At 60.7% G+C, this 13,882-nt stretch carries 16 protein-coding genes; 9 read left to right on the top strand and 7 right to left on the bottom strand.

Going from position 1 to position 13,882, the window contains the following annotated elements:
- Positions 1-4 precede the first annotated feature (4 nt).
- From HKK57_RS20160 to HKK57_RS20135, 6 genes are all read left to right on the top strand, one after another.
- Positions 5-1,051: an ornithine cyclodeaminase gene (locus tag HKK57_RS20160; protein ID WP_029296538.1), complete on the top strand. Its 1,047-nt coding sequence runs from the start codon at positions 5-7 to the stop codon at positions 1,049-1,051.
- Positions 1,052-1,308: 257 nt separating this feature from the next.
- Entirely contained in the window at positions 1,309-2,088 is a 780-nt protein-coding gene (locus tag HKK57_RS20155; RefSeq protein ID WP_070995662.1) for an ABC transporter substrate-binding protein, read from the top strand.
- A gap of 156 nt (positions 2,089-2,244) precedes the next feature.
- The gene (locus tag HKK57_RS20150; protein ID WP_029296540.1) at positions 2,245-2,946 is read left to right on the top strand and encodes an ABC transporter permease; all 702 of its coding nucleotides are present in this window, start codon (positions 2,245-2,247) and stop codon (positions 2,944-2,946) included.
- The gene (locus HKK57_RS20145) at positions 2,943-3,656 is read left to right on the top strand and encodes an ABC transporter permease (protein ID WP_029296541.1); all 714 of its coding nucleotides are present in this window, start codon (positions 2,943-2,945) and stop codon (positions 3,654-3,656) included. Before HKK57_RS20150 ends, HKK57_RS20145 begins: the two co-directional genes overlap by 4 nt.
- Positions 3,657-3,659: 3 nt before the next feature.
- Positions 3,660-4,502 carry an ABC transporter ATP-binding protein gene (locus HKK57_RS20140; protein ID WP_224791191.1) on the top strand — a complete coding sequence of 281 codons (843 nt, stop codon included), beginning with the start codon at positions 3,660-3,662 and terminating at the stop codon, positions 4,500-4,502.
- 14 nt (positions 4,503-4,516) lie between these two features.
- The gene (locus tag HKK57_RS20135) at positions 4,517-5,014 is read left to right on the top strand and encodes an Lrp/AsnC family transcriptional regulator (RefSeq protein ID WP_029296543.1); all 498 of its coding nucleotides are present in this window, start codon (positions 4,517-4,519) and stop codon (positions 5,012-5,014) included.
- A 120-nt stretch (positions 5,015-5,134) separates the two neighbouring features.
- On the opposite strand, the gene HKK57_RS20130 is transcribed toward HKK57_RS20135, so the two are convergent.
- The 5 genes from HKK57_RS20130 to HKK57_RS20110 all read right to left on the bottom strand — a co-directional run bounded on the left by HKK57_RS20130 (position 5,135) and on the right by HKK57_RS20110 (position 9,550).
- Complete coding sequence (locus HKK57_RS20130; protein WP_133714951.1) at positions 5,135-5,968, bottom strand: TIGR03915 family putative DNA repair protein; 834 nt, start codon at positions 5,966-5,968, stop codon at positions 5,135-5,137.
- Positions 5,965-7,185 (bottom strand): putative DNA modification/repair radical SAM protein, encoded by a 1,221-nt coding sequence (locus tag HKK57_RS20125; RefSeq protein WP_029296545.1) that lies wholly within the window; start codon positions 7,183-7,185, stop codon positions 5,965-5,967. Before HKK57_RS20125 ends, HKK57_RS20130 begins: the two co-directional genes overlap by 4 nt.
- 191 nt (positions 7,186-7,376) lie before the next feature.
- Positions 7,377-7,721 carry an FKBP-type peptidyl-prolyl cis-trans isomerase gene (locus HKK57_RS20120; RefSeq protein ID WP_169390628.1) on the bottom strand — a complete coding sequence of 115 codons (345 nt, stop codon included), beginning with the start codon at positions 7,719-7,721 and terminating at the stop codon, positions 7,377-7,379.
- A 153-nt stretch (positions 7,722-7,874) separates the two neighbouring features.
- Positions 7,875-8,501 carry a transglycosylase SLT domain-containing protein gene (locus tag HKK57_RS20115; RefSeq protein WP_092238960.1) on the bottom strand — a complete coding sequence of 209 codons (627 nt, stop codon included), beginning with the start codon at positions 8,499-8,501 and terminating at the stop codon, positions 7,875-7,877.
- A gap of 80 nt (positions 8,502-8,581) precedes the next feature.
- Positions 8,582-9,550 carry a hypothetical protein gene (locus HKK57_RS20110; RefSeq protein WP_169390627.1) on the bottom strand — a complete coding sequence of 323 codons (969 nt, stop codon included), beginning with the start codon at positions 9,548-9,550 and terminating at the stop codon, positions 8,582-8,584.
- 312 nt (positions 9,551-9,862) lie between these two features.
- Between HKK57_RS20110 and HKK57_RS20105 the strand changes: the two genes are divergently transcribed.
- The 3 genes from HKK57_RS20105 to HKK57_RS20095 all read left to right on the top strand — a co-directional run bounded on the left by HKK57_RS20105 (position 9,863) and on the right by HKK57_RS20095 (position 12,002).
- Positions 9,863-11,356 (top strand): PAS domain S-box protein, encoded by a 1,494-nt coding sequence (locus HKK57_RS20105; protein WP_169390626.1) that lies wholly within the window; start codon positions 9,863-9,865, stop codon positions 11,354-11,356.
- A gap of 134 nt (positions 11,357-11,490) precedes the next feature.
- The gene (locus HKK57_RS20100) at positions 11,491-11,742 is read left to right on the top strand and encodes a CsbD family protein (RefSeq protein ID WP_029296551.1); all 252 of its coding nucleotides are present in this window, start codon (positions 11,491-11,493) and stop codon (positions 11,740-11,742) included.
- Positions 11,743-11,753: 11 nt separating this feature from the next.
- Positions 11,754-12,002, top strand: coding sequence for a DUF1652 domain-containing protein (locus HKK57_RS20095; RefSeq protein ID WP_029296553.1), 249 nt, complete (start codon positions 11,754-11,756; stop codon positions 12,000-12,002).
- A 68-nt stretch (positions 12,003-12,070) separates the two neighbouring features.
- On the opposite strand, the gene HKK57_RS20090 is transcribed toward HKK57_RS20095, so the two are convergent.
- Both HKK57_RS20090 and HKK57_RS20085 read right to left on the bottom strand, forming a co-directional pair.
- Positions 12,071-13,276 carry an MFS transporter gene (locus HKK57_RS20090; RefSeq protein ID WP_169390625.1) on the bottom strand — a complete coding sequence of 402 codons (1,206 nt, stop codon included), beginning with the start codon at positions 13,274-13,276 and terminating at the stop codon, positions 12,071-12,073.
- 172 nt (positions 13,277-13,448) lie between these two features.
- Positions 13,449-13,754, bottom strand: coding sequence for an RcnB family protein (locus HKK57_RS20085; protein WP_070995670.1), 306 nt, complete (start codon positions 13,752-13,754; stop codon positions 13,449-13,451).
- Between the last annotated feature and the right edge of the window lie 128 nt (positions 13,755-13,882).

Raw genomic sequence — 13,882 nt, 5'->3', positions numbered from 1 at the left:
TTCCATGACCCGTTATATCGACGTCAACGACCTCAGCTACCTGGTATCGCAAAAAGGCCTGCAAACCTGCATCACCGAGATGGCCGAGTACATCCGCGCCGACTACCTGCGCTGGAACGACTTTGAGAAATGCGCACGCCTGGCCAACCACTCGCCCGAGGGCGTGATCGAGCTGATGCCGGTCTCGGATGCTTCGCTGTATGCCTTCAAATACGTCAACGGCCACCCGAAAAACACCCAGAGCGGCATGCTCACCGTCATGGCGTTCGGTGCCCTGGGGGATGTGGACACCGGCAAGCCGGTGCTGCTCAGCGAGATGACCCTGACCACCGCGATCCGCACCGCCGCGACTTCGGCCCTGGTCGCCCGCTACCTGGCCCGCGACAACAGCCGCAGCATGGCGCTGATCGGCAACGGTTCGCAAAGTGAATTCCAGGCCCTGGCCTTCCATGCGCTGCTGGGCATCAACGAAATTCGCCTGTTCGATATCGATACCCAGGCCATGCACAAGCTGGCGAACAACCTCAAGGCCTTCCCGGCCATCAAGGTGACCCTGGCCGGTAGCGTTGCCGAAGCGGTCAAAGGCGCCGATATCGTCACCACCGTAACCGCCGACAAGGCCTACGCCACGATCCTTACCGACGAGATGATCGAGCCCGGCATGCACCTCAATGCCGTGGGCGGCGACTGCCCTGGCAAGACCGAACTGGACCGCCGTATCGTCGAGCGCGCCCGGGTGATCGTGGAGTACGAACCACAAAGCCGTATCGAGGGCGAAATCCAGCATATGCCCGAGGACTCGCCAGTCACCGAGCTGTGGCAAGTGATCAACGGTCAGAAGCCGGGCCGGGAAAACCCGCGCCAGGTCACCCTGTTCGACTCCGTGGGTTTTGCCCTCGAAGACTACTCGGCCCTGCGCTATGTACTGGATGTGGCCAAGGCCCTGGACGTGGGCAGCGAGTTGGAGTTGGTACCGGACCTGGCCGACCCCAAGGACCTGTTCGCCCGCCTGGCCCAACAACCAGCCGCACAGCACAAAAAGCGCGCCTGAAACCGCTCTGGCCTGCTGCTTTGCGCGAGCGGCGGGCCCCGGAGCCGGGTTTGAAAAGCCGATATGCAGGGTGTTGCAGCCGATTTTGCTGCAACCGGAGTTTTAACAGCGTATTCCGCGTGCCAACCCCTAGGTAAACGACACAAAAAACGCACCACCATGAAGCATTCTGAGCGCGACCAAAGAGTCAGCAAATGAATGCATGCCGCACCCTTTCTACTGCCCTGACATCAATTACAAAATATAGGGAAAACACCATGACTCCGCTCCGATCACTCATCGCCGCGCTGCTCCTGCCTTTGTGCGCCACCGCCGTCCAGGCCCAGGAATGGAAAGAAATCCGTTTCGGCGTGTTCCCCGAGTACCCACCCTTTGAATCCGTGGCCGCCGATGGCAGCCTGCAAGGTTTCGACATTGAGTTGGGCAACGCCATCTGTGCCAAGCTCGAAGTCAAATGCACCTGGGTCAACAACGAGTTCGACGGCATGATCCCGGCGCTGCGTGCGCGCAAGTTCGACGCCATCATGTCCTCCATGGCCGTGACCCCGGCCCGGCAAAAACAGATCGACTTCAGCGACCGCCTGTTCCTCAGCCCCACCTCGGTGATCACCCGCAAGGGCGCCGGCTTCGGTGACACCCCGGAATCGCTCAAAGGCAAGCAGGTCGGTGTACTCCAGGGTTCGCTGCAGGAAGCCTACGCCCGTGCACATTTGGCCAAGCTCGGCGCGCAGGTCAAGGCGTATCAGTCCCAGGACCAGAACTACGCCGACCTGCAAAACGGCCGCCTCGACGCGACGTTGACCGACAAGCTCGAAGCCCAGCTCAACTTCCTGTCCAAGCCTGAAGGTGCCGACTACCAGTCCGGCCCAGCCTTCAAGGACCCGACCTTGCCCCTGGACATTGCCATGGGCCTGCGCAAGAACGACCAGGAGTTGCGGGCGCTGATCAACAAGGGTATCGCGGCCATCCAGGCTGATGGCACCTACGCGCTGATCCAGAAGAAGTACTTCGGTGACGAAGACATCTACCACGAATAACGTCAGCAGATAGCCTCTCCCCCTGTAGGAGCGAGCTTGCTCGCGAAAAACGTCAACGATAACGCGTAAAGCCAGATTAAACGCGGTGCCCTTGAGTTCTTCGCGAGCAAGCTCGCTCCTACAAAAGGGACACCGTGCCCATCGAGATCTCCCCCCATGAATGAACTCCTCAACCTGCAAGGCTTCGGCCCGCTGTTGGCCCAGGGTGCCTGGATGACCATCAAGCTGGCGTTCCTCGCGCTGGTCCTGAGCCTGACCCTGGGCCTGGTCGCCGCCGGTGCCAAGCTGTCCAGCCATAAGCTGTTGCGCATCCCGGCCACGCTCTACACCACCTTGATCCGCAGTGTGCCGGACCTGGTGCTGATCCTGCTGATCTTCTACAGCCTGCAACTGTGGCTCAATGACCTGACCGAAATGCTCGGCTGGAATTACTTCGAAATCGATCCATTCACCGCAGGCGTCATCACCCTGGGCTTTATCTACGGCGCGTATTTCACCGAAAACTTTCGCGGCGCGATGCTCAGTGTGCCCGTGGGCCAACTGGAAGCGGCGACCGCCTACGGCTTGAGTCGCTGGCAGCGCTTTGTGTTGGTGATGTTCCCGCAATTGATGCGCTTTGCGCTGCCGGGGTTGGGCAATAACTGGCTGGTGCTGCTCAAGTCCACGGCGCTGGTGTCGATCATCGGCCTGGCAGACCTGGTCAAGGCCGCGCAGAACGCCGGCAAGACCACCAATGACCCGCTGTATTTCCTGATCCTCGCGGGCCTGGTGTACCTGTTGATCACCACCCTCTCCAACCGCATCTTCAAACGCCTGGAACGGCGCTACAACGTCGGCATCAAGGGGGTCGCGCGATGATTGAACTGATCCAGCAATATGGCCTGGCGTACCTGTGGACCGATGGCTCGGGCTTTTCCGGAGTGGCCATGACCTTGTGGCTGTTTATCGTGTCGGTGATCCTCGGGTTTGTCCTGTCGATCCCGCTGGCAATTGCCCGCGTCAGCGAGCACTTCTGGCTACGCTGGCCGGTGGAGGTGTACACCTACCTGTTTCGTGGCACGCCGCTGTATATCCAGTTGCTGATTTGCTACACCGGCCTGTACAGCCTGCAAGTGGTGCAAGACACCGCCCTGCTCAATCAGTTTTTCCGCGATGCGTTGAACTGCACCCTGCTGGCCTTTGTGCTCAACACCTGTGCCTACACCGTGGAAATCTTCGCCGGGGCCATTCGCAATATTCCCCACGGTGAAATTGAAGCAGCGCGGGCCTATGGTTTGCACGGCTGGCGGATGAACCTGTTCGTGGTGATCCCCGCCGCGCTGCGCCGCGCGTTGCCGGCCTACAGCAACGAAATGATCCTGATGCTGCACGCCACGTCCCTGGCGTTTACCGCAACCATCGCCGACATCCTCAAGGTGGCCCGCGACGCCAACGCCGAAACGTTCCTTACGTTCCAGGCCTTCGGCATTGCCGCGCTGCTGTACATGCTGCTGTCCTTTGCATTGGTGGGCCTGTTCCGACTGGCCGAACGACGCTGGATGCGCTTTCTTGTCCCGACCCGAGGCTAACCCATGAACCAGTCCGCACAGGCCCTGGCCGCCCATCCTGCTGATCTTGCCACCTCCCGCCCGACTGCTGTTGCTGCCAGTGCCAGCGTCAAGCTCAAGGTCGAAGACCTGCACAAAAGCTACGGCGAGCATGAAGTGCTCAAGGGCGTTTCCCTTAACGCCAGCAAGGGCGACGTGATCAGCCTGATCGGCGCCAGCGGCTCCGGCAAGAGCACAATGCTGCGCTGCATCAATTTCCTGGAACAACCCGACGCCGGGGTGATTACCCTGGATGGCATCAGCATTGAAATGCGCCAGGGCCGCGCCGGCGTGCAGGCGCCGCACCAGGCGCAGCTGCAGAACCTGCGCACGCGCCTGGCCATGGTGTTCCAGCATTTCAACCTGTGGAGCCACATGACCGTGCTGGAGAACATCTGCATGGCACCGCGCCGGGTGTTGGGCGTGAGCGCCGCCGAAGCGGAAAAACGCGCGCGGATGTACCTGGATAAAGTTGGCCTGCCAAGCCGGGTCGCGGATCAATACCCGGCGTTTCTTTCCGGCGGCCAGCAACAGCGGGTGGCCATCGCCCGGGCGCTGGCCATGGAGCCGGAGATTATTCTGTTCGACGAACCGACCTCGGCGCTGGATCCAGAGCTTGTAGGGGAAGTCCTCAAAGTCATACAGACGTTGGCCGAGGAAGGTCGTACCATGCTCATGGTCACCCACGAAATGGGCTTTGCCCGGCAGGTGTCCAGCCAGGTGCTGTTCCTGCACCAGGGCCGTGTCGAAGAACAAGGCAGCGCCGAGATCCTCGACCATCCCAAGAGCGAACGCTTGCAGCAATTTCTCTCCAACCGCTTGAAGTGAATACAGAATCGACCATGGATACCAAGGCCAACGGACCCCATTCCTCCCCTGCGCTGGATCGCATTGATGAAGCCATCATCGATGTATTGCGCCATCAGGGGCGCATCACCTACGAGAAGCTGTCTTCGCTGGTGCACCTGACCCCCAGGCCCTGCCTGGAACGGGTGCGCAAGCTGGAGCGGCGCGGGGTGATACGCGGCTATGGCGCGATCATCGATGTGCAGATGGTCTCGCCGGGGTTGTCGTTGCTGGTGCTGGTAGCCCTGTCCAACCAAAGCGGGCGCTCGGCGCAAAAGGCCTTCGAAGCCTGCGTCAAGGCCTGCCCGCAAGTGTTCGAATGCCAACTGATCAGCGGCCCCTTCGACTACAGCCTGCGCATGCGCTGCCGGGACATGGAGCACTACCGCGTGCTGACGGAAACCTGGTTAAACAATGATGAGCTGCACATTGATAAATTGGTGGCCCATCCGGAGTTGGCGGTGGTGAAAAACACTGCGACTGAGTTGGCCTGAGACGCACTGCCAGATACACAGAAGATCAAATGTGGGAGCGGGCTTGCTCGCGAATGCGGTGGGTCAGTGATGGATAGGTTGACTGATACGCCGCATTCGCGAGCAAGCCCGCTCCCACATTTAACCGTGCCCGCTTGATATTCTCTTACCTCGCCGAGCCGCCACGAGGCTCGCCTGCCCATCCCGCTGCTTCCCCGTTCGTGCCTCGCTGATCAACCCCGGTATCAACTTGCCCTCCGGCAGATTCTTCCAGAACCGGCTCGGCAGGTGCCCTTCCATGACTTTGGGATTCAACCGTGCCGGGTTGAAGATATGGCTGTAGTAGGTCAGCCACATGGCACTGTGTGGATCCTCGACATTCTGCGCCAACTGCTGCCACTGCTCCGGGCACTGGCGCTTATGGATCAGCTGCTCACCGTCGTAATACACCCCATCCAGGGGCGTGGCGATCATCCAGCGATGGCGGCCCATGCGCCCGACAAAGTGCTGGCTGGCACTGTGCAAAATGTCGTGGGCCGGCTCGTGCCACGCCACGTACTCCGGCAACTGCGGGCCCGCCGCTGCCGGCAGGGCGATAAAACGTACAAACGCGTGCAGATGATGCGCTTCGCGACGCACCTGCTTGATCCGCCGCTGCAGCTCGCTGCCCAGTTGATCCCCGGCCATCATTGCCGTGCGGTCACCATGGCTGACACGCCACAGCACTTCATACAGCAGGCTCCAGCGTTGTTCGCCGTGGTAACAGGCTGCGCTTTCCAGCAACTCCAGCAGCGCCTTGGGTATACGCGCCTGGAACGGGCCATTGTGCGCGGGGTAATGCTCGTCGGTGGCGAACAGATCCGCCACTTCCACTTCGCCCCAACTGACATGGCTGGGGTCGATCTGATGGCTGAGCAGCCAGCGCGCCTGCTCGCGCCAGGTACTGAACAGGTTGTCGCATTCCAGGCTGATCATCCCCACAACCCCATCTGTTGCGGTTGCGGGCGGTCGCGCAGTTGCTCGCGCAGCAGCACACTGGTGCTTTCCGCCTGCTGGGGATGGTAGTCGCTGGTGATGAAAAACGGCTTGGCCTTGGTCAACACGCAGCGCATGCGCGCCAGGTCCTCAAAGCGGATCTTGCGCTGCCGGCGCAGTTCTACCAGACGCTCGGTGGTGCGCAGGCCAATCCCCGGGATCCGTGCGATCAACGTCGCCTCGGCACGGTTCAGGTCCAGCGGGAACACCTCACGATGCTCCAGGGCCCAGGCCAGTTTGGGGTCGATATCCAGCGCCAGATCCCCCGGCCCGGCGAACAGTTCATTGGCGCGAAAGCCATAACTGCGCAGCAGGAAATCCGCTTGATACAACCGGTGCTCGCGCATCAACGGCGGCGCCGCCAGGGGCACGCTTTTCGGGCTATTGGGGATCGGGCTGAACGCCGAGTAATAGACCCGGCGCAACTTGAAGTTGCCATACAACGCTTCGGCACCGTGGAGGATGGTGCTGTCATCCGTGTCATCGGCACCGACAATCATCTGCGTGCTCTGCCCCGCCGGCGCAAAACGCGGTGAACGGGGCTCGTTGAGCACGGTTTGCTCGCCGGTGAAAATCGTCTGCATCGCCTGCTTGATCGAGCCGATCTGCTTCTCTGGCGCGAGGATCTGCAGGCTCTTATCGGTGGGCAGCTCAATGTTCACACTCAAGCGATCGGCATAACGCCCGGCCTCGGCGATCAATGCGGGATCGGCTTCGGGAATGGTCTTGAGGTGGATGTAACCGCGAAAGTCATGCTCCTCGCGCAACAGCTTGGCGACCCGTACCAACTGCTCCATGGTGTAGTCCGCCGAACGGATGATCCCCGAACTGAGAAACAAGCCACTGACGCAATTGCGCCGGTAGAAGTCCAGGGTCAGGCTCACCACCTCCTCCGGGTTGAAGCGTGCACGGGGCACATCGCTGGAGCGGCGGTTGACGCAGTATTGGCAGTCGTAAAGGCAGAAATTGGTCAGCAACACCTTGAGCAACGACACACAGCGCCCATCGGGCGTGTAGCTGTGGCAAATGCCCATGCCATCGCTCGACCCCAGCCCGGCCTTGCCCTCGGAACTGCGCTTGGGCGCCCCGCTGCTGGCGCAGGACGCGTCGTACTTGGCGGCATCGGCGAGGATGCTGAGTTTTTCGATCAACTGCATGGCGGGCTACCGGATACTGTATTTTTGTACAGTATCAGCAGCGACGCGTGCTATTCAAGGACAGATAGGCGAACGGTAGAACAAATCACTGTAGGAGCCAGCTTGTCGGCGACAAGGCCCGCAGACGTGCGGCGTACCTTGGAACGCCATCGCCGGCAAGCCGGCTCCTGCAGGGGATCGGTGTCAGAGCTTCAATCGTCGCGTGTCAGCACTTCCAGCAACTCAATCTCGAAATGCAGGTCGCTATGGGGTTGGATATGCTTGCCCATCGTTCGCTCGCCATAGGCCAGATGCGCCGGCACAAACAGCTTGCGCAGCCCGCCGACCTTCATCCCGATCAGGCCCTGGTCCCATCCCTTGATCACACGCCCTGTTCCAATCACACACTGAAAGGGCTTGCCCCGCTCCCAGGACGAGTCAAACACCGTACCGTCTTCCAGGGTGCCGGTGTATTGGGTGGTAATGAGTGCACCCTTGACCACGGTTTTACCGTCGCCTTGGCGGATGTCGGTGATTTGCAGTGTTTCGTCGCTCATGGGGAATCTCGTTGGGTTCAACAGGCTCGGGTTTTCCCAGAATCGGCGGGGTTTGGCAAGTGCAGGAATAATCGCAGCCGTGAGACTTCCCTCCCCCTCCACAACCGCTGTAACAATCCCTGTCTTTCTATCGCGAACCCCGAAGCCGCTCGCTTACAACCACCGCCAAAACCGCCCCCAGAACCCCCGTTCCAGATCCGCCTTGCACCCCGCATACTGGCGCGCATACAGATCGGAACGGGCCTTGACCTTGCCGGCAACCGGCAACAACCAGGCCTTGCTGGCATAGGTGCGGTTGCGGTAGCCGCCCCAGCCTTCGTGGTAGTTCAGGTACTGGCCGTAGGCGTCGTATTTGTATACGCCGTTGATGGTGGCGGTCTTGTCCATGTACCAGCCGACAAAGTCGATGGCATCGTCGAAGTCCTGGCGGCTGGCCCAGTTGCGGCCGGTGCTTTTCTGGTAGTCGCCCCACACTTCATCCTTGGCCTGGGCATAGCCGGCGGCGGTGCTCACGCGGCCCCAGGGGATGATCCACAACAGGTATTTGCGCGGGGTCTTGGCGTTCTGCCGGAAGCCCGATTCCTGGTACATGATGGCGAACGGTATCTGGATCGGCACACCCCAGCGTTTCTGGGTGACTTTGGCCGCGTCGTACCAGTCGTCCTTCTCGCGGAAGATGGCGCAGAGGTCATCGGGGGAGCGCGGCGGTGAGGTACCGCACGCCGCCAATAAGGTGGTGAGGAGCAGGAGGGCTGTGGTTTTTACCGGGGTCAAAAGCATACCTTTGCGTGAGCGCGAAAAAAGCCGACAGTTTACGCGCTCACGCAAGGTGTTGTGGTCATGACATCAATTGGCCTTGATCAAGCCAATGGCACTTTGCGGGTCGAAATGGCCAGGCGACCGATGCCAAAGCTCAATGCCGCGCCCAGTACCAGCATCAACAAGGTGCTCCACGCCGCGCGGGACAGTTGCTTGGCCGCCACTTCACCCGCTTCACGGGCCTGTTGTTCAGCTTGGGCCTTCAGCTCTTGGACTTTCTGCACAGCCTGTTGGTAGGCCTGGGCATAGTTCTCGACAATCTGGCTGGCCTCGGCCTGGCTCTTGCCGGTGCGGGCGGCGACGATGTTGACCAGCGCCTCTTTGTCTGCCGCGTTCAACGCAGGTTCACCGGAGGCTTTGACGCGTTCGAACCACTGCTTGAGTTCAGCCGCCGCCTGGGCTGGATGGGTGGCTGCATCAGTGGCTGCTTGCTGGCCGTCTGCCGCTGCCTGGTCGGCTTTTTGCTCGACATTGGCGGGATCCAGTTCTGCCTTGCCGCTTTGCTTGAGCAAGGTGTCGAGCTCGCCCTGCAGGCTGTCCCAATCCAGGCTGATGCCCCTCTCGTTCAACTGCTGCTTGACGCTGTCGCTGATGCCGGGGGCTACCGCAGCAATCCCGCTGCCGGCCGCCGACAGGCCTTTGCCCACCACATTGCCTGCGGCGCCCACCACGCTGGTGGCCAATGCCGCCAGCAGCCAGGTGGTGAGCAAGGTGGTGATGGTCCAGCTCAGGACACCATGCAAACCTCCACGATCCGGAGCGGTACGGCCGGCGACAAAGGCGCCTACGCCAATCGCCAGCAAGGTAGAGACAAACAGCCAGATCCCGGCGCCGGTGCCAAAACCGCTCAGCGGGTTGCCGGCCGCCATTGGGTCGACCGCACTGGCGCCGATGGCAGTGCCCAGTACGCTCAGCACCAGGTAGGTCACCAGGGCAATTGCACTACCGGCCAGGACTGAGCCCCAGGACACGCGAAACGGCGAACGGTTGGTTTCATAAAGAGTGGTCATGATCGTTCCTTGGACAAATGAGTAGGCCTTCAGTGTGTCCAGACCGGTGGCTACGGTCTCGGCACAAATGCACTAGGACGGCTGGTGCATTCGCACCCCGCCAGGGTGATTGGCTCTGCACTATGCTCAGGCTCTGTTGTCGTACCCCACATGTGCCAGACACGCCCTGTTTTGTAAGAGCGAGCTTGCTCGCGAAGAACCTGAGGGCGCCGCGTTCTTCCAGGGCGCGCGCGTTACCGTTGGAGACCTTCGCGAGCAAGCTCGCTCCTACAAGAGACACGGTTGTCCTTATCTACCCATTTTGGAGAAAGCATGAGCCAGGCCGTCCTCGCCCAAGAAACCAATCGCCGCCAATTGCAGCAGATCATCTCCGGACTATCCGATGGGGTGATTCTCGCCGAACTCGACCAGAGCATTCTGTGGGCCAACGATGCTGCGCTGACCATGCATGGCCTGGACGATATTGCCGGGCTTGGCGCCAATACCGCCGAATACGCCGAGCATTTTGCCCTGCGCTACCGCAACAACCACCCGCTGCCCTTGGAAGCCTATCCACTGAGCCGAGTGGCCAACGGCGAAGCGTTCAGCGATGTGGTAGTGGAAGTCACGCCCACTGCCGACCCCGACCGCACCTGGGTCCATCGCCTGCGCAGCCTGGCGCTCACCGACAGCGCCGGCAAGCCGGAACTGCTGGTGCTGATCCTCAGCGATGCCACCGAATGGGCCAGCGCCGAGCAGCGTTTTGAAAAGACCTTCAACGCCAACCCGGCGCCGGCGGTGATCTGCCGCTTGAGTGATTTGCGCTATATCAAGGTCAACCAGGGCTTCCTCGAAATGACCGGCTACAACCGCGACCAGGTCATCGGCCGTTCGGTGTACGAACTGGACGTGCTGGAACAGGCCGAGCGCAAGGAGTTGGCGATCCAGCGCCTGGGCGAAGGCGCGACCATCCCGCAGATGCAAGCCGAGCTGAAGCTGCCCGAAGGCGGCAGCAAGCTGGTGATTGTCGCCGGCCAGCCGCTGGATATGAACGATGAGGAATGCATGCTGTTTTCCTTCACCGACCTGGAGCCCCGGCGCAAGGCCGAAACCGCCCTGCGCCAGAGCGAGGAGCGGTTTGCCAAGTCGTTCCGCCTGACACCGGTGCCAACCCTGGTGTGCGATGCGGGCAATCAGCAGGTGGTGGACGTCAACGATGCGTTCATGACCATCACCGGCTACACCAGCGAAGAGTTGATCGGCAAATCCATCAGCGATATCAACTTTATCGACAGCAGCGAGGCCTGCACGCAGTTGTTCGCCACCCTGGAAAAGGCCGGCAGCCTCGAAGGCCAGGACCTGAAGATCCGCAAGAAAGGCCATGAGGTGATTGACTGCGTGGTGTCGGCCGACACCGTAACCATCCAGGACACCGCCTGTTACCTGCTGGTGATGATGAACATCACCGAGCGCAAGCGCTCGGAGTTGGAGTTGGTGTCGGCCATCGAGGAAGTGATGAAGGACGCGTCCTGGTTCAGCCAGACGCTGATTGAAAAACTGGCCAACGCCAAGAGCGTCAACAGCCCCAACCAGCCGAACATCGCCTTCACCGACCTGACCGCCCGTGAGCGGGATGTACTGGGGTTGATCTGTGAAGGCCTGGCCGACAAGGAAATCGCCTCGCGCCTGAAGCTGGCGCCCAATACCGTGCGCAATCATGTGGCAACGGTGTACTCCAAGCTCAACGTACACAGCCGCAGCGCCGCGATTGTATGGGCGCGGGAACGAGGGCTGTTTGCTGGCGAGCGACGGGTAAAAAAACCATGAACCAAGTGCAAATGCACTAGCCCTACCAGTGCAAATTCGCCTTATTGCGAGGGGATGGGCTGCTTAACCTTGAAGGGTAGCCACAGGGTTTGACGCTCTGTGCCATGGCGATTGTTGCCCTTGAAGGAGACATCATGAAAAGTGAACAAATCAAAGGCCGCGTGGAAAAGGCCGTCGGCAAGGCCCAGGACTTTCTTGGCGACATGACCGATGACGAACAACTCCAGGCCCAGGGCGTAGCGCGCCAGGCGGCCGGCCAACTGCAACAGACCTATGGCGATGTGCTGGACAATGTCGGTGACTTCGCCCAACGCAAGCCGCTGGCCACCGTGGCAATCGTCGCGGGCGTGGGTCTGGTCCTGGGCCTGTTGCTGCGTCGTCGTTAATGGGGGCCGGCATGTTTACCTTGTCCCAACTGCGTAACTGCATCGAAGAAGCCTTGTTGCCGCTGACTTGCGAGTTCACCCTGTGCCGCGATTCGTCACTGACGTTGAAGGTATTTGATGCCGAGAGTGGGCGCGTGGACCTGGTGGTCACCGGGATCAGCGTGAACAAGCTCAAGACCCCGCAGGACGTCGCGACGATGGTCGAAGAATTGCGCTACGAATTGCACAGCAACACCGTGGGCGGTGCCATCTCCATCTGACCCCGCCCCTTTGTAGGCACTATCCCCTGTGGGAGCGGGCTTGCCCGCTCCCACAGGGACGCAGTCGTTTACACAGGGGGTGGGATGTCAGGGCGCGGCTTCAACGACGCCCCGATAAAGTAGAACAGCCCCCCGACCACGATAAACCCGGCCAGCATGTAGAACATGTAGTGCGCCGGCAGGCTGGCCAGCACCAGCCCGCACAACACCGGCCCCAGCGCGGCGCCGAGGTTGGAGAGGTTTTGCGCGCCGTAGTACATGCCCCGCAGGTGGTCCGGGGCGATGCGGTCGATAAACATGTACTCGGCGGGGAACACGATGATTTCCCCCACGGTAAAGATCGCCATCGACGCCACCCACCACCACACGCTGGTGGACAGCGCAAAGCCGATCACCCCCACCATGAACATCGCCAGCCCCAGGAGCAGCCAGCGGCTCAGGTGACGGTGGCTGATCTGCCGGCCAATCACGTATTGCAGGGCGATCACCAGCAGTGCGTTGGTGGTCAGGATGGCGCTGATTACGGTGTAGGTGTATTCGGCGTCCGAGGTGGTCACCAGGTACTGCGACAGGTAGGCGGTAAACTGCCCGAACACCACCGCGCTGAGCAGGCCGCCGAGGGTAAAGCACACCAGGCGATGATCGCGCAGCAATACCCGGCCCACCGCGAGGAACGGCACCGGTTTTTGCGCGGAGTCCACCGTGGCCAGGCTGCGGTCGCCCCAGCGCCAGTAGAGCAGGAAGAATCCCATCCCCAGCAGCACCGACAAGACAAACGGCAGGCTCATGTCGACCTTGGCCACCATCGCGCCCAAGAACGGCCCTACCGCATAGCCGATATTGGTCAGGGTGTACTTGATGGAAAACACTTCGCTGCGGGCGTCGACGGGCAACAGGCTGGCAAAGCCAGCCTTGACCGCGACATCGATCACCGCATATGCCAGGTTGATCAGGATCAGGCAACTGTAGAAAAGCCACAGCTCGCGGGCCAGCAGCGTGCCGACAAACCCCAGAACAAACAGCAGGCTCAGCCCCAGCAACAGCCGGTAGCTATTGACCCGGTCCACAAGGAACCCGCCATACACACTCAGCAGGGATCCGACGATCAGCGAACTGCCGATCACCAGGCCCACCTCGCTGATACCCAGGGCGAAGTGGCTGGACAGGTAGATCACCATGTACGGAAAGGTGATCGCCTTGGCCAGGGTCAGTACCAGCGTGGCCGACAGCAGCAGGTTTACGCTGCGGGGGTAGTTTTTTATTGTTTTCAGCATCCTGCTCTCGTTCCCTGAAAGTCGTCGTTGCACAGGGTACGACAGGCGCAACGCGCAGCTACCTTAACTCAGGACGAGCGGCAAAAAATGCCGTTTTTATGCAGTCGCGCATGATTTTTTAAATACCTCGACCCCAAGGGAGGAAGGCATTGGCCCGCCCCCCCACAACAGCTTATTTGGCAGGCGTGATATCGAGGATGGTGCCATTGGTGATTTTCACCAGCACATAACGGTCGTTGACCCGCGCCCACTGGCTGTCGTCATGGGGCGCTTTGAGCCCGCGCTTTTTCCAGTCCGCAAGGGCCGATTCCTTGCGCACCAGGATATCCGGCGCACGGTCTCCCACTTTCAAGTCTCGGGTATTGATGTTTGAAGGCTCCACGGTTTTCTGCGGATTGTCCTCGGCCTGCACGGTAAGGCTGGTGGCGGACAGGCTGGCGGCAACCAGCAGGCTGGCAATCAGGGACGTTGCTTTCATGGGCATTCCTTCAATAAATGATGTGTACCCAGATTCCGACAGCAGGGCCCTGCAATCATTCAGCGGCAATACAGCCACGGGTATCGGTGCCTGCTAATCTTGCGCCAGCCCTCCATCGAGTCCGAGAA

This window comes from Pseudomonas sp. ADAK21, from assembly GCF_012935735.1.
Lineage (GTDB): Bacteria > Pseudomonadota > Gammaproteobacteria > Pseudomonadales > Pseudomonadaceae > Aquipseudomonas > Aquipseudomonas proteolytica.
The sequence above is the reverse complement of the archived record's forward strand: the minus strand, read 5'-3'. Positions and strand labels throughout refer to the sequence as shown.

Coding starts and splice junctions, on each gene's coding strand:
- HKK57_RS20160 (WP_029296538.1), top strand. CDS start 5: ATGACCCGTTATATCGACGTCAACGACCTCAGCTACCTGGTATCGCAA.
- HKK57_RS20155 (WP_070995662.1), top strand. CDS start 1,309: ATGACTCCGCTCCGATCACTCATCGCCGCGCTGCTCCTGCCTTTGTGC.
- HKK57_RS20150 (WP_029296540.1), top strand. CDS start 2,245: ATGAATGAACTCCTCAACCTGCAAGGCTTCGGCCCGCTGTTGGCCCAG.
- HKK57_RS20145 (WP_029296541.1), top strand. CDS start 2,943: ATGATTGAACTGATCCAGCAATATGGCCTGGCGTACCTGTGGACCGAT.
- HKK57_RS20140 (WP_224791191.1), top strand. CDS start 3,660: ATGAACCAGTCCGCACAGGCCCTGGCCGCCCATCCTGCTGATCTTGCC.
- HKK57_RS20135 (WP_029296543.1), top strand. CDS start 4,517: ATGGATACCAAGGCCAACGGACCCCATTCCTCCCCTGCGCTGGATCGC.
- HKK57_RS20130 (WP_133714951.1), bottom strand. CDS start 5,968: ATGATCAGCCTGGAATGCGACAACCTGTTCAGTACCTGGCGCGAGCAG.
- HKK57_RS20125 (WP_029296545.1), bottom strand. CDS start 7,185: ATGCAGTTGATCGAAAAACTCAGCATCCTCGCCGATGCCGCCAAGTAC.
- HKK57_RS20120 (WP_169390628.1), bottom strand. CDS start 7,721: ATGAGCGACGAAACACTGCAAATCACCGACATCCGCCAAGGCGACGGT.
- HKK57_RS20115 (WP_092238960.1), bottom strand. CDS start 8,501: ATGCTTTTGACCCCGGTAAAAACCACAGCCCTCCTGCTCCTCACCACC.
- HKK57_RS20110 (WP_169390627.1), bottom strand. CDS start 9,550: ATGACCACTCTTTATGAAACCAACCGTTCGCCGTTTCGCGTGTCCTGG.
- HKK57_RS20105 (WP_169390626.1), top strand. CDS start 9,863: ATGAGCCAGGCCGTCCTCGCCCAAGAAACCAATCGCCGCCAATTGCAG.
- HKK57_RS20100 (WP_029296551.1), top strand. CDS start 11,491: ATGAAAAGTGAACAAATCAAAGGCCGCGTGGAAAAGGCCGTCGGCAAG.
- HKK57_RS20095 (WP_029296553.1), top strand. CDS start 11,754: ATGTTTACCTTGTCCCAACTGCGTAACTGCATCGAAGAAGCCTTGTTG.
- HKK57_RS20090 (WP_169390625.1), bottom strand. CDS start 13,276: ATGCTGAAAACAATAAAAAACTACCCCCGCAGCGTAAACCTGCTGCTG.
- HKK57_RS20085 (WP_070995670.1), bottom strand. CDS start 13,754: ATGAAAGCAACGTCCCTGATTGCCAGCCTGCTGGTTGCCGCCAGCCTG.